General features: G+C 53.2%; 22 protein-coding genes and 1 pseudogene. 10 read left to right on the top strand and 13 right to left on the bottom strand.

Translation table 11 applies throughout. The annotated features are described in order from the left end of the window. Positions 1–160: 160 nt before the first annotated feature. The 4 genes from RTK32_RS03775 to RTK32_RS03760 form a co-directional block, all read right to left on the bottom strand. Entirely contained in the window at positions 161–925 is a 765-nt protein-coding gene (locus RTK32_RS03775; RefSeq protein ID WP_312042172.1) for an SDR family oxidoreductase, read from the bottom strand. A 154-nt stretch (positions 926–1,079) separates the two neighbouring features. Further along, positions 1,080–1,544 (bottom strand): GNAT family N-acetyltransferase, encoded by a 465-nt coding sequence (locus RTK32_RS03770; RefSeq protein WP_312042171.1) that lies wholly within the window; start codon positions 1,542–1,544, stop codon positions 1,080–1,082. Between the two features lie 7 nt (positions 1,545–1,551). Continuing rightward, positions 1,552–2,061 carry an ATP-binding protein gene (locus RTK32_RS03765; protein WP_312042170.1) on the bottom strand — a complete coding sequence of 170 codons (510 nt, stop codon included), beginning with the start codon at positions 2,059–2,061 and terminating at the stop codon, positions 1,552–1,554. Positions 2,062–2,248: 187 nt separating this feature from the next. Further along, positions 2,249–2,695: a PACE efflux transporter gene (locus tag RTK32_RS03760; RefSeq protein ID WP_312042169.1), complete on the bottom strand. Its 447-nt coding sequence runs from the start codon at positions 2,693–2,695 to the stop codon at positions 2,249–2,251. Between the two features lie 516 nt (positions 2,696–3,211). On the opposite strand from RTK32_RS03760, the gene RTK32_RS03755 reads away from it, so the two are divergent. The 3 genes from RTK32_RS03755 (at position 3,212) to RTK32_RS03745 (ending at position 4,616) form a co-directional block, all read left to right on the top strand. Beyond that, positions 3,212–3,592: a putative holin gene (locus RTK32_RS03755; protein ID WP_312042168.1), complete on the top strand. Its 381-nt coding sequence runs from the start codon at positions 3,212–3,214 to the stop codon at positions 3,590–3,592. Next, the gene (locus RTK32_RS03750) at positions 3,579–3,866 is read left to right on the top strand and encodes a phage holin family protein (RefSeq protein WP_312042167.1); all 288 of its coding nucleotides are present in this window, start codon (positions 3,579–3,581) and stop codon (positions 3,864–3,866) included. Before RTK32_RS03755 ends, RTK32_RS03750 begins: the two co-directional genes overlap by 14 nt. A 540-nt stretch (positions 3,867–4,406) precedes the next feature. Next, entirely contained in the window at positions 4,407–4,616 is a 210-nt protein-coding gene (locus RTK32_RS03745) for a hypothetical protein (RefSeq protein WP_312042166.1), read from the top strand. 6 nt (positions 4,617–4,622) lie between these two features. Here the strand turns inward: RTK32_RS03745 and RTK32_RS03740 are convergent, their stop codons facing one another. Continuing rightward, positions 4,623–4,862, bottom strand: a complete 240-nt coding sequence (locus RTK32_RS03740; RefSeq protein ID WP_312042165.1) for a hypothetical protein — start codon at positions 4,860–4,862, stop codon at positions 4,623–4,625. Positions 4,863–5,161: 299 nt separating this feature from the next. Continuing rightward, positions 5,162–5,407: pseudogene (locus tag RTK32_RS03735) on the bottom strand (DinI-like family protein). Between the two features lie 192 nt (positions 5,408–5,599). Between RTK32_RS03735 and RTK32_RS03730 the strand changes: the two are divergent. The 3 genes from RTK32_RS03730 to RTK32_RS03720 all read left to right on the top strand — a co-directional run bounded on the left by RTK32_RS03730 (position 5,600) and on the right by RTK32_RS03720 (position 6,802). Then, a complete protein-coding gene (locus RTK32_RS03730; protein ID WP_312042164.1) occupies positions 5,600–5,815 on the top strand; it encodes a YgdI/YgdR family lipoprotein in 216 nt (71 codons plus the stop codon). 165 nt (positions 5,816–5,980) lie between these two features. Continuing rightward, positions 5,981–6,310 carry a hypothetical protein gene (locus tag RTK32_RS03725; protein WP_312042163.1) on the top strand — a complete coding sequence of 110 codons (330 nt, stop codon included), beginning with the start codon at positions 5,981–5,983 and terminating at the stop codon, positions 6,308–6,310. Positions 6,311–6,388: 78 nt separating this feature from the next. Next, positions 6,389–6,802 carry a GNAT family N-acetyltransferase gene (locus RTK32_RS03720; protein ID WP_312042162.1) on the top strand — a complete coding sequence of 138 codons (414 nt, stop codon included), beginning with the start codon at positions 6,389–6,391 and terminating at the stop codon, positions 6,800–6,802. Positions 6,803–6,816: 14 nt separating this feature from the next. Here the strand turns inward: RTK32_RS03720 and RTK32_RS03715 are convergent, their stop codons facing one another. Then, on the bottom strand, positions 6,817–7,479 hold the full coding sequence (locus RTK32_RS03715) for an MBL fold metallo-hydrolase (protein WP_312042161.1): 663 nt from the start codon (positions 7,477–7,479) through the stop codon (positions 6,817–6,819). Continuing rightward, complete coding sequence (gene ldcA, locus RTK32_RS03710) at positions 7,476–8,396, bottom strand: muramoyltetrapeptide carboxypeptidase (RefSeq protein ID WP_312042160.1); 921 nt, start codon at positions 8,394–8,396, stop codon at positions 7,476–7,478. The genes RTK32_RS03715 and ldcA overlap by 4 nt, the downstream gene beginning before the upstream one ends. Before the next feature lie 314 nt (positions 8,397–8,710). Between ldcA and emtA the strand changes: the two genes are divergently transcribed. Further along, a complete protein-coding gene (gene emtA, locus RTK32_RS03705; protein ID WP_312042173.1) occupies positions 8,711–9,310 on the top strand; it encodes a membrane-bound lytic murein transglycosylase EmtA in 600 nt (199 codons plus the stop codon). Positions 9,311–9,362: 52 nt separating this feature from the next. Here the strand turns inward: emtA and RTK32_RS03700 are convergent, their stop codons facing one another. Further along, on the bottom strand, positions 9,363–10,100 hold the full coding sequence (locus tag RTK32_RS03700; RefSeq protein WP_312042159.1) for a flagellar regulator YcgR PilZN domain-containing protein: 738 nt from the start codon (positions 10,098–10,100) through the stop codon (positions 9,363–9,365). Between the two features lie 184 nt (positions 10,101–10,284). Here RTK32_RS03700 and RTK32_RS03695 point away from each other — a divergent pair, with 184 nt between their 5' ends. After that, positions 10,285–10,533: a GlsB/YeaQ/YmgE family stress response membrane protein gene (locus RTK32_RS03695; RefSeq protein ID WP_312042158.1), complete on the top strand. Its 249-nt coding sequence runs from the start codon at positions 10,285–10,287 to the stop codon at positions 10,531–10,533. A gap of 72 nt (positions 10,534–10,605) precedes the next feature. Here RTK32_RS03695 and RTK32_RS03690 read toward each other — a convergent pair whose 3' ends face one another. Next, the gene (locus RTK32_RS03690) at positions 10,606–12,714 is read right to left on the bottom strand and encodes a TonB-dependent siderophore receptor (RefSeq protein ID WP_312042157.1); all 2,109 of its coding nucleotides are present in this window, start codon (positions 12,712–12,714) and stop codon (positions 10,606–10,608) included. 213 nt (positions 12,715–12,927) lie between these two features. Then, positions 12,928–14,574 carry an alpha,alpha-trehalase TreA gene (treA, locus tag RTK32_RS03685; protein ID WP_312042156.1) on the bottom strand — a complete coding sequence of 549 codons (1,647 nt, stop codon included), beginning with the start codon at positions 14,572–14,574 and terminating at the stop codon, positions 12,928–12,930. Positions 14,575–15,206: 632 nt separating this feature from the next. Here treA and RTK32_RS03680 point away from each other — a divergent pair. Next, positions 15,207–16,364 (top strand): type VI secretion system ImpA family N-terminal domain-containing protein, encoded by a 1,158-nt coding sequence (locus RTK32_RS03680; protein WP_312042155.1) that lies wholly within the window; start codon positions 15,207–15,209, stop codon positions 16,362–16,364. A gap of 652 nt (positions 16,365–17,016) precedes the next feature. On the opposite strand, the gene fumA is transcribed toward RTK32_RS03680, so the two are convergent. Together fumA and RTK32_RS03670 are read right to left on the bottom strand one after the other, a co-directional pair. Continuing rightward, positions 17,017–18,663 carry a class I fumarate hydratase FumA gene (fumA, locus tag RTK32_RS03675; RefSeq protein WP_312042154.1) on the bottom strand — a complete coding sequence of 549 codons (1,647 nt, stop codon included), beginning with the start codon at positions 18,661–18,663 and terminating at the stop codon, positions 17,017–17,019. An 80-nt stretch (positions 18,664–18,743) separates the two neighbouring features. Continuing rightward, positions 18,744–20,243 (bottom strand): DASS family sodium-coupled anion symporter, encoded by a 1,500-nt coding sequence (locus RTK32_RS03670; RefSeq protein WP_312042153.1) that lies wholly within the window; start codon positions 20,241–20,243, stop codon positions 18,744–18,746. A gap of 580 nt (positions 20,244–20,823) precedes the next feature. Here RTK32_RS03670 and RTK32_RS03665 point away from each other — a divergent pair. After that, positions 20,824–23,454: flavocytochrome c (locus RTK32_RS03665; RefSeq protein WP_312042152.1), on the top strand; the 2,631-nt coding region annotated here is incomplete at its 3' end.

Here is a 23,454-nt window from a genome sequence, read left to right as displayed (position 1 = left end):
GCATCAGAGCAGCACGGCGAGGCTGCATCAGACACGCGAAGACTGAAGGCATCAGAGCAGGGCGATAAAGTGATTGCGGCCAGATAAGCGACGGCTGAAAGCGTCAGTGCAGGGTGGTCAGCAAACAGAAATCTGGCGGCACGGCGTGCCGCCAGAAACATCAGGCCTGTTTAGGCTGGCCGTTAGAAGCCATAATACCGCCGTCGACCGGTAGATTAACGCCGGTAATATAGCGGGCGTCATCGCTGGCGATAAACGCAATGGCGCTGGCGATATCTTCCGGTTCGCCCACACGTGCCAGCGGAATACGCTCGTAGAACTTATTCAGCAGCGGCTGGTTGTCTTTCATCTCTTCCGTCAGATCGGTAAAGGTCAGGCCCGGACAAATGGCGTTTACGCGTACGCCGTCTTCGCCGTAATCCATCGCTAACGAACGGGTAAAGTTGGTGACGGCACCTTTAGCCGCGTTGTAAACGCTCATGCCCCAGTCGCCGCCCAGTCCGGAAACGGAAGAAACGTTCACCACGTTACCTTTGCTTTTCAGCAGCGCAGGCATAAAGTAATGCACGCAATAGAATACGCCGTCCAGATCCACCTTCATTAGCTTTTTCCAGTCATCCAGCGCGATCTCATGAATGCGCCCCTGGACAATCTGCCCGGCATTGTTGACCAGCACGTCCACCCGGCCATATTTATCCAGCACGTTTTTGGCGAGCTGCTCTACCTGGTCTGCCTCGCCCACGTCACAGGCGGCAACCAGATGATCGCCCTGGGTCAGTTTCGCTAACGCTTTATCCAGTTTTTCTTTTGTGCGGCCTACCAGCACCACAGACGCGCCTTCGCTGGCGAAACGTTCCGCTGCAGCCTGCCCAATACCGGAACCTGCCCCAGTAACCACCACGACCTTTTGCTGAAAACGGGCCATCTTAACCTCCTGTTGAAATACATCTCTTGTTAAAACGCTCCGTTAACCCTGGCAGGCCTGTGCTGAATCGCAAGCCGGACAAATGAAAATCCAGTCAACTCTCTGTTATAAAAGTAATTTTTTGGCTTTTTCAAAATGTAACTTTTTCTGACCGTTACAGACTGGCCTGCATCTCCATGCAGAGCAGATCGCCCGCCAGCGTTGAGGGGTAAACCGTTTCTCTGAGCAGCGTGAAGCCGTGGCGCTGATAAAAGGTCATGGCATCCGGGGTGGAAGAAAGCGTCAGGGTAGTGATGCCCCGGGATAACGCCTCGGTTTTAATGGCTGACAGAATTTGTGAGGCGTACCCGTTGCCCATGTACTCCGGCAGAGTAAAGATAGCTTCAACACTGTGCATCTTAAGATCTAAAAAGCCCGTTGCGACCGGAAAACCCGGCGCGTCCGCGACAAAAAAAGGATGCTGAATAATAGCCCGGACATAACCGACCGGCATCTCGTCTGGTGTCCAGGCCATCACCTTTTCTTCACCGTATGACGCGCGGCAACCGGCACGGATGGCCAGATTGCGTATTCGCCATAGCGCCCGGGCTTCTTCAGGGCGTGCCAGTCTGATCATCATCCTTACCTTAGCCTGGATGGCTGCAGTAGCGTTTAATGTTAAAGCCTTCCTCACTTGCAGGGGCGACAAAGTATCGGCTGATAAGCGCATACTCGGCCTCCGTAGCAGCAAAATTGTGGCTTTTGGCCTCATTTCTTACTGCCAGGCGGGCTTTGCACAGGCTGTCCGGCTCGTCCAGGAAATGCAGGATATGCGCGCAGCGGGCCTGCATCACGACCTGTTTCATCCACTGACGTTGGGCGATCGTATTAGCCGGAAAATCCAGCACCACGGAAGTCCCGGTGTTCAAAAGTGCCACAAGGTGGGGTGTCAGCGTTTCACGCAGCCTCGCAGCATAATTTACGTAATCCGTAACGTTTTTCATTTCCGGCCCGAACAGCCCGGCCAGCCAGCTGTCTTCAGACAGGACCAGTGTGCGAGGGGCGTTAACCAGCTGCTGCGCCAGGGTAGATTTGCCAGAAGCAATTTTACCGCACAGCAGATGCAAAATGGGAACATCGGCAGCGAAATCGGTCATCACTCTCCTCATAATCACGAAAATGCCGTCTCAGACAAGCGCTGTCAGAGCGAACGATAATGCATCATAAGCAAGGCCAGATGATAAATCAGATCCTCAATGGCAACCCTGACCGGAACCGAATAATTGATAAGCATGACGGCTAACATCAGTAAAATCAGGCAGCTTGTTATAATCCGCGGCATTATCACCTCTCTGCCCCCCTTGGGCGGCAAACCCAATGAAACCGGAAATAGTCGTAAACATAATTAAACACGACGGTATAAGGCAGAAAAAAGGCGATCAGCGCAATTTGCAACATAAATGCTTTAGGGAGCGAGATGGTAAACCACCAGGCGGTTGTCGGAACCAGGACGGCAAGCAGACCGGCTTCAAACAGGACGGCATGTAGGATCCTGACGAGCAGAGTCCGCCTGAAAGCCATCCGGGTCTGAACAGCATCAAATACACGATTGAAGATGATATTCCACAGCATCGCCGTTACGGCGGAGAGCGCTGCCAGTACGGCAGATTGCGTAACGGGTACGGCCACTATCACTGCCAGCATCAGCGTAATGAAAATATTCGCCATCCCTTCAAAAAGTATCGAGTGAAAAATCCTTTCTTTCAACGTTTTATTTAAAATTGTTTCCATTAAAGTGTCTGGCAGCCTCAACGGTTGGGCCCGGCGGGTGGGCGATTTGCGGGCCGGTAGAGTAGCAAGACTGCTAACTGGAAACTTTGTCTCCCATCATTTCTTATCTTTATCGCGCTTTTTGAACATATAAAAATACGCGGCGGCGGTCGTGATTTCTGAGACGGGAAGCGGGGAAAACTTGATAAACTGCTGGTCACAGCAGAAGTGATACCTTTTACCGAATAAACACCGGCCCAACTCTCTTTTCTTTGTAACCTCACCGCTCTACAGACAGCGCCCTGGCGCCGCATGACGTGGCTGTTCTTTATGGCAGGCGTCTCTTCCAGGTTGACGTATAACTTTTAAGAATCAGCTCCAAATAAATTTACAGCGCGCTCACGCGTACGCATTTCCCGCACTAATGTAAAAATATCAACTACTCCAGCTGTGCAAAATCGATTTTTCTTATTCCTGGCGCAGGCCGGGACTTATTCTCGTCCATTTGAGAAGACGCTGAAGCAGAAAGGGGGCTCTATGTTCATTCATGAAATGGTAGTGGGGATTGGCGTGGTATCTTCAGCCGGAGCGAGTGTGGCGAGTCAGTTAGGTGGCATGAATTATAGCGTGCTGTTTGGCGCTTTTGCCGGCGCGGTTTTTTATGTTGCTGGCGCAGCTGACATCGGCTTGCGCGTGCGGGCGGCTTATTTTGTTGTCTCATGGATCGTTGGTGTGTTCGGTGCCGATGTCGTCGGCGCTAAGCTGGCCGGCCTGTTGGGTTACACCGACAGGCCGCTGGATGGGCTGGGAGCAGTGCTGCTCTCCGCGTTAGCCATTAAAACCTTAACATTCTTTAGTCAGCAGGATCCCGCCGCCTGGCTGGCGCGTATTAAAGGAGGCTTTCATGGTAACAAATGATCCTATGGTGATTACCAATGTGATCACCTGCTCGGCAATTGCCCTGCGGCTGATGTTTTTTCGCAAGGCCGGCGCTCACCATGAATGGTGGGCATCATGGTTAGCTTACCTGTTCGTACTGGCCTACGGCTCTATTCCCTTCCGATACTTTTTCGATAACTATGAGCACACTAACTGGGCATCTATTATCGTTAACCTCGTGTTCTGTGCGGCGGTATTTCGCTCAAAAGGCAATATAGCGGTGCTCCTGGCCGTGCTGCGGCCCGGTAGATGAAATTTCGCCTGCCGGTCGGCCTGGCTTTCTGGCAGGAGTTCTTTTTTTGATCGGTACTGGTACGACACGCTGGTCCTGTAATATTTTATTTTTCCCTAACCAAAATTACTGCAATAACCCGGCATTCAACCCGTGGTTTATTCCGCAATCTGCCAACCGTTTGGCAGGTTGTAACCCACTGTAATAAAAGGCAGCGTCTACTCAATGCAGGCTATAAATAAGCACTTTTTTCATTTTTCGAATAAAGTAAAACCCGTCAGACATGTTCTGTTACGTGAAAATTCCTTTAATTGTGGCAAAACGAACGATTTCCTTACATTATTCGCCACAGGCGGTGAATAATCATGGGGTTTGCCGCTTTCCTTTGCCAGGATTAGTCTGTTTTTTTCTTTTATGTTTCCGGATTTGCCGGATAAAAAAACGTTTCCTGGTAAAAAGCGCGCAAAAAGAGCAAAAGGTTTAAATCTGTTTAAATCAAGGGTTGAGATGCTCAGCCATTGGTCAGTAAAATAGGGCCAAAACTCAAATCAGGAGAATTTCGTGTCAGAAGCTGCGTATGTCTATCATCCGGAACGACTGGAAGAAGCGAAGAATATCGCTTTGGGGTGGCGCATTGTAGGCCAGATGGAGCCGCAAACGCTGGAGGATGCTATTCAAATGTTGCGAGACAGCTCGGCCTATGCTGCACAGGTTTACGATCTGCTTTACGCCGAAATCGCTGAGCATCAAAAGGCGAACGAGAACCGCTAATTCCTCTCAGGCCGTTTTTACCCGTAAGACGGTCCGATAGCGTTGCCATGTTTCCCAACATTTTTGCGGATCGACATCACCGTATCCGCAAAAAAGATCCATGCCGCGGGCGATATTATCCGGCACCTGCACCAGCGTGGTAATATCCCGAATCTCTTCTACTTCTTCTTTTGTTAAAGGCGAGCCTTTTCGCCATTCTGCTTGTGCCAGTAGCCCTCCCAGAGAAGGAACAGATATAACTGCCATGATAGAGTCCTGAATAATTGTCTGCTCAGATCGTCGGCTCGGGCGGAGAAAACTTTAGGCTGCGGCTTAATTTAAACTTATTTAAATAAATATTTAACAATTTATTAAAATAAGTGGCGGGAGAAAACGCGAGGACCCATCAGTGGGGTTTCAGTGTACAGATAAAAAAATGCCCGCAAAGAGGATAATCACGGGCCAACACCAGGGAAACTTTATAGAAGAATAGTGGCATGAAGACGGTAAAACGCAACCATCAGCGGTCAAAAATGGGCATTACGTCGTCTAAAATGCGAGGGTTATCAAAATTCCTCGGCAATCAGCCACTGGTCTGCTTCATCGAACATCTCTTCAATAATTCTCAACATTACCGATTTGTCGCTTTTGCTGGCGTCTGTTTTCACGCCGTTTGCCTACATAGGTTTTACTTTGACGTCGGCATCGGGAAAAACTCGCTTTATCCGCTTTTCCAGTTCATCTAAAATTAGCTGCTGCGCGTTTGGTAAGCCCGCAACGTTGCGCTTATCATAAATCAGTTCAACAAACATGAGAGGGGTCCTGGTTATAAATGCTGGATAAAAATACAGTTAATTCTGCCTGGCTTCAACTGAAATTTGCTGATGGCGGCGATAACCTTCCCTATCTGTTTAGCACTTGTAACCTGTCCTGTAGCGCAGTACGCCTCAAAATTGCTCTGTACGTAGACTACACCTTTGCGAGTTAACCTAAGGAGAGAAAAGATGAAAAGATTATTCCTTTTTCCACTGATTGCCGCCGCCGCTTTGCTGAGCGGGTGCGCAAATGACCATGTTATTCATATGCGCGACGGCTCAACAAAAGTCGTTGAGGGGAAGCCTGTACTCGATAAAGCTACCGGTATGGTTATCTATACCGATGAGTCCGGCACGCAACAGGCGGTGCAGCAGTCAGATATTAAAGAGATGGACAGCCTGTAGCACAGACCAGGTCACTTCTGATTGCGGCCTGGTCGGGACGAGGGCAGGATACGGGGCCAGACTTATCAGATACTTGCCCGGAGAATACCCATGTTTCGTTGCCTCGTCCCTGGCGGACTTTTTGTTTGTTCTTTTTTTGCACACGCCTCTGATAGCGCCGAGCCGATGCAAAACAGTGAATATCAAATCACCTGTCCGGGCAGGCCGACCATGACCGTGACCCATGCGCAGTATGGGCTGACCACCATTTTGTGGGCGGGCGATAACTTCCAGATTGCTTCTGGTAGTCAGCAGTCCCGTACCGATAATGGTGATAAAGTTGCTATGGTGCTGTTTCGCAATGGCGATCAGATGGTAATGAACCAAAGCACCAACGAAACGTTCTTCTCGTTTAACGGCAAAAAGAGTCTGGTTTCCTGTAGCCGTACCGGCGAACGGGAAAACAGTACGGTTACGCTGCAACGTACCGACGCCTCGGGGAAAGTCGAATCCTGAGTGGCTTGCGCTGTGAAAATCCCGCTAATGCCTGGCGCGAGCAGCAAACCTGCACCCTTACGCTTTGAAGAGGACAGTATGGCTATCAGAGTAACGCATCAGCCCAAACCGGAAGAACTGGCAGAAATCGAAGCCGGTTTGCTGGCTTTTAACGCGCGGTTTATGGATATCAGCGAGTTAAAAAGCCTGGGCGTGTTTATTGAAGATGACCAGGGTAAAAAGCTGGCTGGCCTCACCGGGTCAACCGCAGGCAACTGGCTACGTATCAATATGCTTTGGGTCAGTGAGGCACTGCGCGGAAAGGGGACCGGCACGGCGTTGATAGCGGCGGCGGAAGAGGAGGCCCGAAGACGCGGCTGCCTCTATGCTCAGGTAGACACCGCCAGCTTCCAGGCCCGACCCTTCTATGAAAAACAGGGATATGTAGTCAAGCTGGTGCTGGATAATTATCCGCGCGTACACCAGCGGTTTTACCTGACGAAAACGCTGTAGTCAGAAAAAGGCAATTATTCTCCGGGCCGCTGGCGTAGATCCAGCGGCGAGTTCTCCGCTTCGTCCAGCAGCGCCAGCCACTCTCTTATCGTCACTTCCTGCCAGGAAAGGTGGCCTTTTGTCGTGCCCATCAGCACCACGTCCGGCCGCAGCGCCCGATAAAATTCCAGCGTTTTTTTCAGATCCGCTTCGTTGCTTTCCGGCACCAGCACGGTGACCCAGCGCTGGTGGCTGAGGCTGACAGTATCGCCGACAAAAAGATAGGTCTTGCCATAGGGCGAAGCATAAAGGTAAGTGGTGCTGCCTGGCGTATGCCCCGGTGTGGGCACCACGTGCAGACTGCCGCAGTGAACTTCCGCCTGGTTAAAGGTATCGTCCGCTTCGGCGAACGAGCTAACGGGACCGAGCGCGCGGTTATGGCAATAAAGTGCAGAGTTAAAGCGCTGCTGCAGCAATTGCGTGCCGGGGCCGGCCTCGTGCCAGTGGGTCAGATAATGGCGGAAAATCCCCCCGAGATCGCTGATGATATTGTGATCTTCCCTGTCCTCGACGCGTGAGATCAGCACGTTGCCACGAGAAAGCTTTAGCAGAAAGCCATGCATCATGACTTCCGGATCCTGTTCGCCTGGCGGAAACTCCGGCGTGGAGATCCAAAGATCTTCATACAGCTGCTTCATGGATGCTCCCGCAGCACCGAATGTCCCGACAGGGACAGTCTGGCCACGTCGTTTTCGACCCGCAGCTGGCCATGTGCGCCCAGCGGGAGCGTCACGGTATGCCAGTGATGGCCAAATTCCAGGCCGGTCACGACCGGCAGGCCGGTCAGCTCGCGTATCAGCGTCCATACGCTGTCAAAATCGTAGCCGTTATCGTACTCGCCGAGTTTTACGCCGGTAAAGCTGCCCGTCACGATGGCTTTTTGCCGTGCCAGCACGCCGTGCTGGGCGAGTTGCAGCAGCATTCTTTCCACGCGAAAAGGGTGTTCATTAATATCTTCAATGACCAGAATGCCGCCGTCTATTTCCGGCAGCCACGGCGTACCAATCAGTGATGTCAGCATGGCCAGATTACCTCCCCATACCCTGCCGGAAACATCTACCGTCTGTGGTGCTGTTTGCCAGGTCAGCGTGAATTCAGGGGAGGTCAGTGCCTGCCAGAAATGATTGAGGGTGAAATCGGAAACGACGTCTGCGCCAAAATTACTGGCCAGCATCGGGCCGCTGAACGTTTGCCCGCCTGCTTTCAGCAGCGCCATCTGGATGACGGTGAAATCACTGTGGCCACAGATGGCCATTGGACGCTCCCGCAGGCGTGCGGCCAGCGTTGCAGCATCGAAATGGGGAAGCAGTCGGGTGGCACCATAGCCGCCGCGAACCGGCATCACAATGTCCGCCTCAACATGCTGCAAATCCAAATCCTGTAGCCGCTGTTCGTCGCTACCGGCAAAGCGTTGGCTGCGACGGACAATCGCGGGCAGGTTAGTTACCCGATGACCCTGCTCCTGCAAACGCTGCACGGCAAGCTGCGCGGCCGCCTGATTTTGGCAATAGCCGGAAGGCGCAATCAAATGGAAAGTGCGTGGAGTAACGGACATAATCTTCACTTTTATCCTTAATTGGCTAAATTTTGGCCCTTATTCAACGGTTTTCCGTCCTGGTAAAGCTGGTAGCCTTGTGTTTTCAGACAGGGCAGCTGTTTTGTGCACAAGGTTAGGGAATCATTTTGCGCAATACAGGGTCCAATACGGCTGATAATGACGAAAAGCGCAGCTGAAGTCATCCACCGCTGCGCTAAATTAGGAGTTTCGGTAATATTATCCCGGCAAACTGCCGCTATGATAAAACGTGAAGCTAAGGCTCAGAGGAATAAAATAGCGTGAAGAGCGTAAAAACAGCGGCAATCGTAGGTATGCTTTTGCTGGCCGGCTGCGCCAGCCAGCCGCATAAGGCGAATGAACATCAGCGGCAAACCCCGCTAACCAAAGCTCCGCCGGGTAAAGTTTCTCAGGCATGGTCGCTATTTACGGAGAACGCCGCGCACAACTATGGCGTTGATCAAAAGCTGGTTGAGGCGATCATTTCCGTGGAATCGGGCGGCAATCCAACGGTAGTCAGCAAGTCGAATGCCATTGGATTGATGCAGATAAAAGCCTCTACGGCGGGCCGGGAAGTCTATCGGGTACAGGGCCGTCACGGTCAGCCAAGTTCATCCGAACTGCGCGATCCGGTGAAAAATATCGATATCGGTACGGCTTATCTGAAAATTTTGCAGGATCAGTCGCTGGCGGGGATCCGCGATCCGAAAACGTTGCGCTACGCTACCATCGTTTCCTATGCCAACGGGGCAGGTGCGCTGCTGAGAACCTTTTCACGTGACAGAGATCGCGCTATCGCCATGATTAACACCATGACGCCGGAAGAGTTTTATCAGCATGTTCAGAGCAAGCATCCGGCTGCCCAGGCGCCGCGTTACCTTTGGAAGGTAACCACGGCCTATCGGACGATTTAAGGGACAGCAAGGCATGAATCAGGCTACCCGGGGCGGATGGCTCCGCTTCCGGCTACTGAAAACGCGTGGCTTTTTCACGCGCCAGGCGTTCCAGCGAGAAAATAACATTCTGTAGCAGACGCTCCTGGGTGAAATCCAGTGAGGCAAAGCGAAAGCTCAGACGCGGCGTGACAACGGTCTCGCTTTTATTGCCTACCACCTTGCGCTGGCCGACGTTAACCAACATGGCGTCTGCTTCCAGGCGACCATACTCGCCCAGTTCGACGCAGACCTTTTTAAAGATTTCGCCGCCTTCCAGGCTTTCCGGGACGGGAGAGTCGCTTAACACGCCAACCCCGCCGAGGGACAGGTCCTGGACTCGCATCCGTGTTTCACCGCTGCCGTCCGGCCACCGGACATAACAGTAAAAAACGGGGTTTAGCGGAGCGGCGACGCGAAAAAATTCACGCCGTTGTATCATTATCAGCTCGTCTGGCAGACCAGCACCAAAGGCGGGCTGACCTTCATAGCTGTCTTTTTCAAGCCTGTTAAGCGTAAACCCGACCTTCGCGCCCTGCGTTTCAGCTGTCAGGTGCAGCTCGTGCATGTCCAGCGCCAGCTGGTTTTCATAATCATTACTGCCGTAGTCGACGATCAGGCGCGCTTTATCAACAGCCAGCAGGCGCGTAATAAACTGGCCTCTTTCATGGGATACCATGACAGGTGTCTGATTTTTTAGCAGATTTTTTAATACCGCCAGCACGGCAAGCGGGCCGCGCTTAAGATACTGCTCTTTGTCTTCTTCGTTCACGTCCTGCTCCGATTGGGTGTCAGAAAGCCCGCACCTGTCGATGTTATGTCGAATTATCGGCATTAGCACGTGGCGCTTTAGCCAGTCTGAAAAAAAAATTGCAAAAAGTTTGGCTTTAAATCACAGAGTTAGAAATATTGCCTATACTTATGCCGTCTAATCAGTAGAAGCAAAGGAGCAGTAAATGGGTATTCTGTCATGGATCATTTTCGGTCTGATTGCCGGTATCATCGCTAAGTGGATCATGCCGGGTAAAGATGGCGGCGGATTTATCATCACCGTGATTTTGGGTGTGGTCGGTGCTGTGGTCGGCGGTTGGATCAGTACGATGTTCGGTTTCGGTAAGGTAGACGGCTTCAACTTCGGCAGCTTTATCGTGGCGGTGATTGGCGCCATCGTGGTGCTGTGGATCTATCGTAAAGTCAGAAGCTGACCGCACAGCGGTAAAGCTTATTGAGAAACCCCACGCTTCGGCGTGGGGTTTTTCTTTGGTGGTCAGCCAGCGTCAGAAATCGTAGCCAACGGTTGCCATCACCGAGCGCTCCGCTCCCCAGTAGCAGTAGCCCGTGCCGTAACACGCCGCCACGTACTGACGATTGGTCAGGTTAGTCGCGTTCAGCTGCACGAAAGCGCCTTTCAGGCTGCTGTTCCAGACGCCGAGATCGGCTCTTACCGAAGCATCAAATAGCGTAACGGAAGGCAGACGCGTGGTATTTTCATTATCAGCCCACTGTTTGCCGATATAGCGCACGCCCGCACCCGCACTGATTCCCCGGGCGAACTGATATTTGCCCCAGAAAGAAGCTACCGCATTCGGCGTAACGTAAGGCGTGTGGCCATCATTACCGTCTACGGCATCTTTATAACGTACGTGATTAAGCGTATAGCTGGCCAGCGTGCTCAGGCGCGGTGTCCACTGGTTATGCGCTTCCAGTTCCAGCCCCTGAGAATGCACTTTGCCTGCCGGCTCGTAATAGGACTCTTTGACTACGCGGTTGCCCACATCTTTCTGCGTCAAATCATACACGGCTGCGCTATAGAGATCCGACGTGCCTGGCGGTTGATATTTCACGCCGGTTTCATACTGTTCTGAAGTGGTCGGCCGCAGCAAATTATCATTCACGTCGGAAAGGGACTGCGGCGTAATCGCCTGGCTGTAGCTCACATAAGGTGAAACACCGTTGTTGAAGGCGTAAAGCAGCGCGGCGCGTCCGCTGATATGATCGTCCTGACGGCGGTGCTTGTCTGCCTTCGCATAATCTTCCGTTTGTGAAACGATACGATCGTAGCGTCCGGACAGATCGATATGCCACTGCTGCCAGATCATCTCATCCTGCAAATAGGCGCCTGTCTGGTAATAGCGGCGTTGTGAACGGGTAAAATCGTAAGCCGGCTGAGGGCCGAGGGCTGCACCCGTACGCGCGTTCAGCTGGCTGGCGTTGCCGCTGGCTTCATTGAGATCGTTCTTATATTGATGGTACTCCGCGCCCACCACCACTTTGTGCGCCAGCTCGCCCGTAGAGAAATCCGCCTCCAGCTGGTTATCCAGCGCAAAAGCGTCCAGCGACGAGCGGGAGCCAGAATAGTAGCGGTTCAGTCGATCCGTATTATCCGGATCCCAGCCAGTTTGGTAAACCTGATCGAGACTGACATCAGAGTGGGCGTAGCTGGCGTTAGAGCGGAAAGCCCAGGTATCGTTAAAGCGATGGGCAAACTCATAACTGTAGATCTGCTCGTGCCGCTTAAATTGATCCAGTGAACTGTCACCATCGTAAAAACCGGTGCTCAGTTTGCGCCCGTTGTGTTCGGTAATACTGCCGTCGCCAGGCACGGCACCATGATAGCCGCCCGAAGGGTCTTTTTGCAGATAGGCGCGTAGCAGCAAAGAGGTGTCTTCATCGGGCTGCCACAGCAGGGAAGGGGAAAGGGCATATTTCTCTTCGCGCGTGTGATCATATTGCGTATCGCTGTGGCGGCTAAGGCCGGTCAGCCGGAACGCCCACTGTTCGTTAATCGCATCGGTATAGTCGAAGGCGGTGCCGGTGCTGTTATGGTTGCCTGCCGAGGCGCGGAAGTGACCCTCCTGACGGAACTGCGGGCGCTTCGAGCTTTCCATCACCAGCCCACCGGGCACCGTTTGACCATAAAGCGCCGATGACGGGCCTTTAATCACATCGATACGTTCCAGAAACCAGGGATCAACCTGCAAAATGTTATAGCTACCGGGGTCGCTCATCAGCCGCAGGCCGTCGAGGAAGATATTATCCACGTCGCCGCCGTGGAAGCCGCGCAGCGAGACGGTATCGTAACGGCTGGCCGCGCCGGCAAAGTTAGTAAAAGCTCCGGCGGTATAGCTTAACGCCTGGTTAACATCGGTAGCCCCCTGATCCTCCATCTGTTGACGGGTAATAACCGAAACGGACTGGGCGGTCAGCGCCAGCGGTCGGTCGGTTTTCATCGCGCCCTGACTGGTGGTGGCGTTATACCCGACGGTAGGCGTGGTGGCCGTTTCCGCAGGGGCAGAGGTCACCACCAGCGTATCGGTGGCACAGAGAGCAACAGGTGAGACAAACAATGTAGTACAGAACAGCAGGCGTTTTTGAGCGAAAACCATGCTTCTTCCCTTTCGAAGATCGGACAAAGAGCGCCACCGGCCAGTGACTGGCGGCAAAATGTAAAGATTATGGTAATCTTAATGATAATTATTATCTTTACAATAGTTTCCTACAATCCGTGATAATTCTGATAAAACGCGCAGGGGGAGTAAGAAGGTGAGAGCAAAGTAGGGAAGGAAAATCAGGCGATCCGCGATCGCCTGAAAAAAGGCTTACTGGCCTTTAGTGATATCACCGACGTTGTTACATACCACGCCTTTCGGACAGTAGAGATCCATTAACTTCAGCGTAACGCCATTGGTCCAGCCAAAACCGTCCTGCAGCGGATATTCGCCGCCGCCGCCGCCGCCCAGGTTACTGCCCTCCACCACATACTTTTCGACCAGCTTGTGCTGTTTGTCATAGGTGGTTTGCACGTTTTTCAAAAAACGTATCCCAATATCTTTTGCCAGCGTCTGCTTGCCATAGTTGTTCAGTCCCTGTACCGCCGCCCACTGCAATGGCGCCCAGCCGTTCGGGGCATCCCACTGCTGGCCGTTATTGACGTTGGTGGTAACAAGCCCGCCTTCCTTAACCAGCTGCGCCTGCACCGCCGTCGCCGTCCGGTTAGCCTGATCCGCCGTTGCCGCCTTGAACCAGAGCGGGAACAGCGTGGCCGCTGTCAGCTGTGGACGGACGTTAGCCGCTTTCCAGTCGTAGTCGACGTACCAGCCCTGCTTTTCATCCCAAAAATAACGATTAATCGCCTGCTGGCGCTGTTCGGCTCGCTGTGCAAACTGCTCGCTGACGTCGGCATGACCGGCTTCTTTATTGGCGCGGGCCAGCGTTTGTTCCAGATGGAATATCAGCGAGTTCAGATCGACGGGTAAAATCGCGGTTGTTTTAATTGAGGTAATATCATTGGGATTAGCGAACCAGCGTGAACTAAAGTCCCAGCCGGAAGCCGCACCTGAGCGCAGATCGCGATAAACTTCACCTTTATCCCGTCCTTTAGCTTTTCCGGCTGTCTCAACATCGGCCATATAAGACTCGGTACGGGGCACGTCACGAGCATCCCAATAGCGGTTAAGCAGCGTGCCGTCTTTCAACTTAACCAGCCGCTTGCTGGCTTCGCCCGCTTTAATTTTGTCTGCGTCACGCATCCAGTAGTCATATTCTTTTTGCAGCTCCGGGAGATACTGGCGGTAAACACTGTCGCCTTTATGCGTCGCCAGCAGATCCACCATCAGGCTGAAAAAGGGCGGCTGGGAGCGGCTGAGATAGTAGCTACGGTTACCGTTAGGGATATGACCGTAGTTATCCAACAGCGAGGCAAAGTTATCCACCATATCCTGCACGCGATCCCAGTGGCCGCTCTCGGCCAGGCCAAGCATGGTGAAGTAACTGTCCCAATAATAAATTTCCTGGAAGCGCCCGCCCGGCACCACATAAGGCTTAGGCAATGCCAGCAGAGAATCCCACTGGTTTACCGGCCTCGCATCGCGGGTCAGTACCGGCCAAAGCCCGTCAATATGTTCACGCAGACTTTGTCCGGCAGGCGGGACGTAGGCCGCTCCTTTGGTGGGCAGCGTGAAGTTCGTGTTCACAAAATGGCGCAGGTCAAAATTGCGCTGCTTTCTCTGCATCTGCCAGTCAGCCAGGATCAGGCTGGGGCTGGTTTTTGGCAGAGCATCCGCGAAGGTTTTTTGATCGGGAAACAGTTTAGCGCTCTGTACCGCCTTAAACAGCGGCCCCAGCGTGATATCAGGCGGCTGCGGTTGTCCGTCGGCCGCGGCGGCAAAGCCGGCCTGCGTCAGCGCGGCAATCAACAGCGGCAGTGAAAGTACGGTTTTCCATTGACGTTTTTCAACTTTCTGCATCAGTCGTTCTCCCTATCCCAATCGAATAGCTGTAAGTTATTGACCCTGAAACAAACTTTAGTCTAAATTCCACAACCCGTTTGGCCCACTGCCGCGAAATGTGATGTGCCAGGCTTTTTATCAGCAGGACGCTAAATAAAACCTGTCTGAACTGGAATTATTTAATTTAATCTATTATGGAAATGAAAGTAAAAAACCACTTTTCAGGATGCGTTTTTTAATAATTGGCTAAAAACCAGCGGGAGTCCACGCTATAAAGTGGATCAATACGTAAGAGCGTTATTCACTGCAAAAGCCAGTTTGTGAGAGGCAGCCTCCGTGTGGGGCTTTATCGGGATGCGGGCAGGCTACAAGGCAAATCATTTTTGTATATTGCTGACAAAGATTGGCCGGAAGGGGACTGAAAAGTAAAGCGATGACTTCCATGTGCAATGTGCTCCCCCTGAACACAAGAGCAATAAATTCCTTTCGCAAATCACCTTTCTGGTTAATATATTACCGGTGACTTTAGGGATGCATTATTTTCTATTCTCAGTTTTGAGGGGAAATTGTTTTGCCGTGGCGCAGGAAAGCACGGCGCAGCAAGCTGCTCGTAGCCCGTTCAAAGGATTTTTAAAAAAGGAATAACCGGCATGACAGCACATAGAGATACGGTTTTGCAGACCGGCGGCGACCCTCGTGTGTGTCCGGAATTTTTCGCTTTGCGACAGGAAATCGCCATGCTTAATCAGGCTGGCGAACCGGGCCCGGACTGGCAGCAGGTGGAAGCGCTGGCTATCGCGCTTTTTCGGGCGAATGGTATGGACTTGCAAAGCGTAGCCTGGTATACCCTGGCCAGAGCGCACAGTGCCGGGCTGCCCGGATTGTGCGAGGGGTTTGAAATCATCACGGCCATGATGAAACATCAGTGGCCGACACTTTGGCCGCACCCGCTTTCAGCCCGACTGGCCATTGTGACCTGGCTGAGTGCCGGCATCCAACAACGTCTTAAAGTGCTCCAGCCACAAGCGAGCGATCTCGATTTGCTTTACCGTTTGCAGGCACAGTCAGAACAGAATATCAAAACGCTTGAGGTTCTGGCCTGCAAACATCTGAGCCAGCTTGACAGCCTGGCTATCCAAATCAGCGAGCTGATTGCGCAGTTTGCTGCATCAGAGCGTCAACCCCAAATCGACAGGATGACGGCTATGGCCTCCCTGGCACGAGCAGGCCGCGGTGATGAATTTACACCGCTGGTTTATGTGCCGGGTGATTTGACCCGCTCTGGCGCGCTGGCCGTTAATTTTAGTTTTTGGGCGCGTAGCCGGGGTTTTTTTGCCGGTATGCTTGCGGCCTTTGTCTTGTGTACTTTAGGGATGTGGGCTTTTCAGCTCATGGAACCCGAGCTGGATAAAGCACAGCATATCGCGCTGCTGGCCAGTCAGGTGACGCCAGAGCGGGTCGGGGAGGATAAAAACTGGCAGGAGGCTATCGTGCTGGCCGCGCTACCCCGGGAGCAACTGGTTTTATGGCATACAGCGCGGTTGAGGTTGAAAAAGTTGCTGGCAACGGCAACAGAGGCGCAGCGCGCAGGTTGCCTTACTTATGCAGAAATGGAGGCGCAGCTGTTTACCGTTCAGCAACCTCTGGAGGCGATGCAGCCAACAGAAGAGCTGCTACGTCAGCTGGAACTGAATCCCCTCTCGCCGGTATTAAGAGGGAAAACAGATCATCGGTTAAAACAGTTGCTGGCGCGCTATGCGATTATTCTTCAGGCTCCTGGACAAAGCAATTCAGCCAGCGAAAAATAACGTTAAGGATGGCATTTTATCTGGCCTGTATTTTCTGATCGATATGATAAAACAGTCGACAGCAGGTAATAAGCCCAGACCTGTTTCTGGGCAGGGAAGAGGCAAGGTAAAATAACAGCACGCCTTTTAACGGTGCTTTTCAAAGCCCACTAAAAGTCTGTCCTGTTCAGGTTTTTTTAGCGGCTTTGGCATGATGGCTCGTGACTTTTTAATCCCTGGTAACGCGGCATGGCCACAGGGAAATAATCCGCCGGGACAGAAACAGGAAAATGTATAAGAGACATAAAGGGGGCTGCCTTTGTAACCCTATGGCTACACCCAACTAGCGGAATAACAGAGGAAAAGAAGGGAGGATCTACGCTTTCGTCATATTTTTTCTGCCTGACTGCCTGACTGCCTGACTGCCTGACTGCCTGACTGCCTGACTGCCTGACTGCCTAATGCTGACGCTGGACCTGATTTTGCGCCCAGGCCTGACAGCATGCGACAGGTGCAGCAAAAGAAAATCCGCTTTCGCTGTTCCCTGCCGCCTTATGTCGGTCGGTATTTGCCTGTAGCGCACCGGTCAAAGCATTGATGACAGCGAGCGGCGGCGTCAGCTGATTGCCGATGCCACCGCCGAACCGCTCTCTTTGTCCGGGCGAGCCGTTACCTATTTTCCACACTTCCCACACTGATTTTGCGCAATCAGCGCAAAAAAGTCGTTGCCCTTATCATCTACCAGGATAAACGCCGGGAAGTTTTCTACCTCGATTTGCCATACCGCTTCCATTCCCAGTTCGGGGTATTCCACGCACGTCAGGCTTTTAATACTCTGCTGTGCCAGAACGGCTGCCGGCCCGCCGATGCTGCCCAGGTAAAAGCCGCCGTGTTTATGACACGCATCCGTTACCTGCTGGCTGCGATTGCCTTTCGCCAGCATAATCAGGCTACCGCCGTTGGCCTGCAGAAGGTCGACGTAGGAATCCATTCGTCCGGCCGTTGTCGGGCCAAGCGAGCCGGAAGCATAGCCTTCCGGGGTTTTGGCCGGTCCGGCATAATAAACGGGATGATCCTTCAGGTATTGCGGTAAGCCTTCGCCTCTTTCCAGCCGCTCGGCAAACTTCGCGTGGGCGATATCGCGCGCGACGATAATGGTACCGCTCAGCGAAAGTCGGGTGGAAACCGGATAGCGCGACAGCTGCGCCAGAACCGTTTCCATCGGCTGGTTGAGGTTGATCTGGTGCACTTCGCCTTCGCCCTGCTGGCGCAGTTCCGCCGGGATATAGCGTCCCGGATTGTCCTCCAGCTTTTCGATCCAAATGCCGTCGCGATTGATCTTCGCTTTGATATTACGATCGGCGGAGCAGGAAACGCCCATGCCGACCGGGCAAGAAGCCCCATGGCGCGGCAGGCGGATCACCCGAATATCGTGGGCGAAATATTTGCCGCCGAACTGGGCGCCCAGTCCCAGCTTTTGTGCCGCTGCCAGCAGCGCCTGTTCCAGCTCGCGATCGCGGAATGCCTGGCCATGCTCGTTGCCTTCAAGCGGCAGGCCGTCATAGTAATGTGTCGAGGCCAGCTTGACCGTTTTCAGCGTGCTCTCGGCCGAGGTGCCACCAATCACAAAAGCGATATGATAAGGCGGACAGGCCGCCGTACCCAGCGTGCGCATTTTTTCCGTCAGCCAGGCTTCCAGCCTGCCGGGGTTGAGCAGGGCGCGTGTTTCCTGCCACAGGTAAGTTTTGTTCGCGGAGCCGCCGCCTTTCGCCATACAGAGAAATTTATATTCATCGCCGTCCACGCTATAAAGGTCGATCTGAGCGGGGAGGTTGGTCCCGGTATTGATCTCGCGATACATATCCAGCGCGACGTTCTGCGAATAGCGCAGGTTATCCTGGCTATAGGTGTTGTAGACGCCCTGCGACAGCGCCGCTTCATCGCCGCCGCCGGTCCAGACGCGCTGGCCCTTTTTGCCCATGATAATGGCCGTGCCGGTATCCTGGCAGGTCGGCAGCACGCCTTTTGCCGCAATCTCCGAGTTTCTTAAAAACTGAAGCGCCACGTATTTATCATTTTCGCTGGCCTCTGGATCGCTCAGAATGGCGGCTACCTGGCGCTGGTGCGCGGGACGCAGCATAAAAGCAGCGTCGTGAAACGCCTGCTGCGCCAGTAACGTCAATGCAGCAGGCTCGACCTTCAGGACTTCCTGGCCGGCAAATTCGCTGACGGATACGTGCTCGCGGCTCAGCAGATAGTATTCGGTGTCGTCAGGCGCGAGAGGAAAAGGGGGTTGATAGAAGAAAGGTTTGTTTGACATTTTGCTCACCTGGTAAGCCGCAGCGCGGGCTACGGCAAGGAAAGAGGCTGACAGGCCCGTCAGCCTGGTATTTTATTCGGTCAGAACATCATGACCATCCATGGATAGGCAATCAGCATCATGCCCCCAAGGAAAATAGCGCCGAAAATCGTGCCGAGCCGCCAGTAATCTTTGGTCGGCAGATAGCCGCTTCCGTAATAGATTGGGCTGGGGCCGGTGCCGTAAGGGGTAATAATCCCCATCACGCCCAGCGAAGTCACCATCATCAGGCAGTAAACCGGCATATTGATACCCGGAATGGCGGCAGCAATGGTCAGCATCGCGGGCAGCAGCGCGGTGGTATGGGCTGTAGTGCTGGCAAAAAGGTAATGTAGCAGGAAGAAAGCTACCAGCAGCATCACGGCCGCCACCTGAGGGTCGAAGCCGGTCAGCAACTGCCCGCCTTCCTTGCCCAGCCAGGCGATAAAGCCCACGCGTGCCAGGCCGTCGGCCAGTGCCACCAGCGTGGCGAACCAGGCGAAGGTGTTCCAGGCGGGTTTATTACTGGTGATATCGTTCCAGTTCAGGACGCCGGTCCACAGCATCAGCACCACCACCAGCAGCGCCGCCATCGCCGGTTCAATCCAGCTGGTGGCAAAAATCCACATCAGCAGCGCGCCGCACACAAACAGCAGCAGCAGCATTTCATTACGCGACAGCTTGCCTAATTTTTCCAGTTCGCTTTTTGCCCAGCGCGGAACCTCGTCGTTGATTTTTACTTCTGGCGGATAGAGCCAGTAGGCCAGTAAGGGCATAGTCAGGATCAGCAGCAAGCCCAGCGGCAGAAAGGCGAGGAACCAGTTCCCCCAGGAAATATCGAAGCCCACGATGCTTTTTACCAGCGCCAGGGCCAGCAGGTTGGGGGCAAGTGCCGACAGGAACATTGAGCTGGTAATACAGGCTGCGGTAATCGCCACCCACATCAGATAGGAGCCAATTTTGCGGGCGCTGGGGTCGTTGGGTTTGGAACCGTACAGCGGCGGCAGGTTAGCGATGATGGGGTAAATAGTGCCGCCGCTGCGCGCCGTGTTGGAGGGCGTAAAAGGGGCCAGCAGCAGATCGGCGAAGGTAATGGCGTAGCCTAACGTCAGGCTGCGGCGTCCCAGATATTTCACCAGGATCAGTGCCAGGCGGCGGCCAAACTGCGTCTTGTCATAGCCAGCGGCAAACATAAATGCACCGAAAATCAGCCAGACCGTAGAGTTGCCGAACCCGCTTACCGCCCATTTAAAGGACTGCGTGGCTGCCTTAAATTTCGGGTCGGCCAGCTCGGCCGGACTGAACAGCAGCCAGTGGCTGAACAGGGCAATGACCACCACCCCGGTCAGGCCGATGACCGCACCGGGCAGCGGTTCGAAGATCAGGCCCACAATCACCCCAACGAACACTGCGAAAAAGCGCCAGGCGTACGGCTCCAGCCCGCCAGGTACCGGCGCCAGCAGCAGCAGCACCGTGACCAGGACAGGCAGAAAAAGCATAACGAAACGTTTTTTTGCTCCCGGTAAGGCGGGAGATCCACTCGACGTTGATTTTGTTTTCATAGTGATGATCTGCAAATTGACAGTAATAAAACAAATATGTCCCGGTTAATGGCTGCGCCTTTTTTAACGGGCTATTTTACCGCGACCCTGGTGACAGAATGGTCTGTTTTAAACATGTTTTTAACATACTATTAAGGAACTGTGAAGATAATGCAGTTCTCCCGATATAATAATATTGATCTGGATCAATAAATATTTTCCGCCAGTTTCTTCTTTTTTTTCGGAAATGCTTTTTCTGCCATCCCTCGGCTGACTTTGTTACATTGGCAATGTTTTTATGTTGCAATTTTATTTGCTTTAATTGGTATTTATATTTTTAATAAATTGATTTATAAGGATATTTTTCAAGTTAGAAGTTATAATTTGCATTTTGTTAACTGATAGGTAACAATCTTGCTGGCGTTAATGTTATGCACTGTAATAATTAATTCGGTTAATTTAAAAAGTTTAATAACTAAATTAATCAATTTAATAAATACAGAATTGATATATTTACTGCATAAAACAGAACCCGTTAATTAAGCGAAGACGTTTCTTATGTAACACGGTTCAAAAATTTTACATTTTGGAGTCGATAATAATGAACACGCTCACCCCGATCCTTAATCCGCTAACGCTGCCGAACGGCGCCGTATTAAAAAACCGTTTGGTGATGGCCCCGATGACGACCTGTACGGGCTTTTACGATGGCACCGTCACCAGCGAACTGGTGGAGTATTATCGCGAACGTGCCGGCAGCCTGGGCGCGGTGATCGTAGAGTGCTGTTTTATCGATCCTAAAGGGCCGGCTTTCCCCGGTGCGATAGGTATTGATAGCGACAACAAAATTGCGGGCCTGGCGCGCATCGCAAGCGCGATCAAATCCAAAGGCTCCCAGGCTATTTTGCAAATTTATCACGGCGGCAGGATGGTTGAACCGGAGCTGATCGGCGGCAGAACGCCGGTTGCTCCCAGCGCCATCGCCGCACCGCGCGAAGGCGCGACCACACCGCAAGCCTTAACGGGTGAAGAAGTTGAGGTGATGATCACCAAATTCGGCGACGCGGTGAACCGCGCTATTAAGGCTGGCTTTGACGGAGTGGAACTGCACGGTGCCAACACCTATCTGATCCAGCAGTTTTATTCGCCAAATTCCAACCAGCGCGATGACCAGTGGGGAGGCAGCCGCGACAACCGCACGCGTTTCCCGCTGGCAGTGTTGGACATCACGCATAAAATGGTTGAACGCTTCGCTGATGATACTTTTATTATCGGCTACCGTTTCTCGCCGGAAGAGCTGGAAGTGCCCGGCATCCGCTTTGACGACACCATGTACCTGCTGGAAAAACTGGCCGGACGCGGGCTGGACTACGTGCATTTCTCTGTGGGGCAGCTGCTGCGGCCTTCCATTGTCGATACCCTCGATCCCACACCATTAATTACTAAATTTCGCGCCATGCGCTCCGAAACGCTGGCAAAAGTGCCGGTGATCGGCGTCGGCGGCGTGGTGAATAAGGCCGATGCGGAAAGCGCGCTGGAACACGGCTTCGATCTGGTGGCGATAGGTAAAGCCTGTATTGCCTACCCTGACTGGGCCGATAGAATTATCCGCAACGATCGTCTGGAGCTCTTTATCGACAGTAACCGGCGTGAAGCGCTGAAGATTCCTGAGCCGTTGTGGCGCTTCTCGCTGGTGGACGCGATGATCCGCGATATGAGTGCGACCGGCCGGAAATACAAAGCCGGTGTCTATCAGGAAAAAGTCGAGGCGGAAGCGCTGAAGCTGAAAATCAACGTCGCGCTGGATACTGACCGTATCACCGATATCACACTGGTGCCGGACGACACGCTCGACGTCGATTTCACCACTACCTTTGAAAGCCTGCGCAATCGCATCCTGGTGGCTAACAGCCCGCATGTGGACGCCATTACCGGCGCGACTACCCAAAGTGAAGCATTGAAAAAAGCGGTGTCGCGGGCGCTTGCCACCTCCAGCAAAGAGCATGTCATTGAAGAGGGCGGCAATCCGCAGGCACCCCAAAACTACGATGTGGTGGTTATCGGCAGCGGTGGCGCCGGGCTGGCGGCGGCTATTCAGGCGCATGACGAAGGCGCGCGCGTGGCCATTATCGAAAAAATGCCGACTATCGGCGGCAACACTATTAAAGCCTCGGTAGGCATGAACGCGGCGGAAACGCGTTTCCAGAAGCTGAAAGGCATCAAAGACAGCAAAACGCTGTTCTATGAAGAAACCCTGAAGGGCGGCCATTTCAAAAACAATCCCGTGCTGTTGAAAGAGTTCGTGGAACTGGCACCCGAGGCGATTGAATGGCTGGCGGCGAAAGGGATCGAGCTGAACGATATCACCATTACCGGCGGCATGAGCATCGATCGTACCCATCGTCCGGCCGATCGCTCTGCAGTGGGGGGCTTTTTGATCAGCGGCCTGGTAAAAAATATCAACCAGCGCAATATTGAAGTGCTGCTGGAAACCTCGGTGGAGGAGATTATCTACGCCGACGGCAGGGTCAGCGGGGTAAAAGTGGTCGATGAATATAACGACAGCCGCATTCTTAACGCGCGCAGCGTGATTGTCGCTACCGGCGGTTTTAGCGCCAACCGGGACATGGTTACCCATTACCGCCCGGAACTGGATGGCTTTGTCACTACTAACCATAAAGGCGCGACGGGCGGCGGTATCGCGCTGCTGCAAAAGCTGGGTGCGGGCACGGTGGATATGGGCGAAATTCAAATCCATCCGACCGTGGAGCAAACCACCTCCTATTTGATTTCTGAATCGATTCGAGGCGGCGGCGCTATGCTGGTTAGCCAGGCCGGGCACCGTTTCTGCAACGAAATGGCGACCCGTGATAAAGTCTCAGCGGACATTATCGCCCTGCCGGAAAAAAGCGCTTGGGTCATCTTTGATGAACAAGTCAGGCTCAACAATAAGGCAGCGGATGAATATCTCGCCAAAGGCTTTGTCATCAGCGCACCGTCCCCGCAGGAGCTGGCAATTAAGCTCAATATGGATCTGCACGCGCTGCTGGCGACGCTGGAACGCTACAACCTGTTTGTCGAGCGGCAGCAGGATGAGGATTTCGGACGCCAGACCGCGATGCGCCATCCGCTAAACCAGGGGCCTTTCTACGCCATTCGTATCGCGCCCGGCGTGCACCATACGATGGGCGGCGTTACCATCAATAGCGATACCGCCGTGCTGGATGAGCAG

The organism is Erwinia sp. (assembly GCF_031978025.1).
Classification (GTDB): domain Bacteria; phylum Pseudomonadota; class Gammaproteobacteria; order Enterobacterales; family Enterobacteriaceae; genus Erwinia.
Note: the sequence above shows the minus strand (reverse complement) of the source record. Positions and strands in the feature narration are given on the sequence as shown.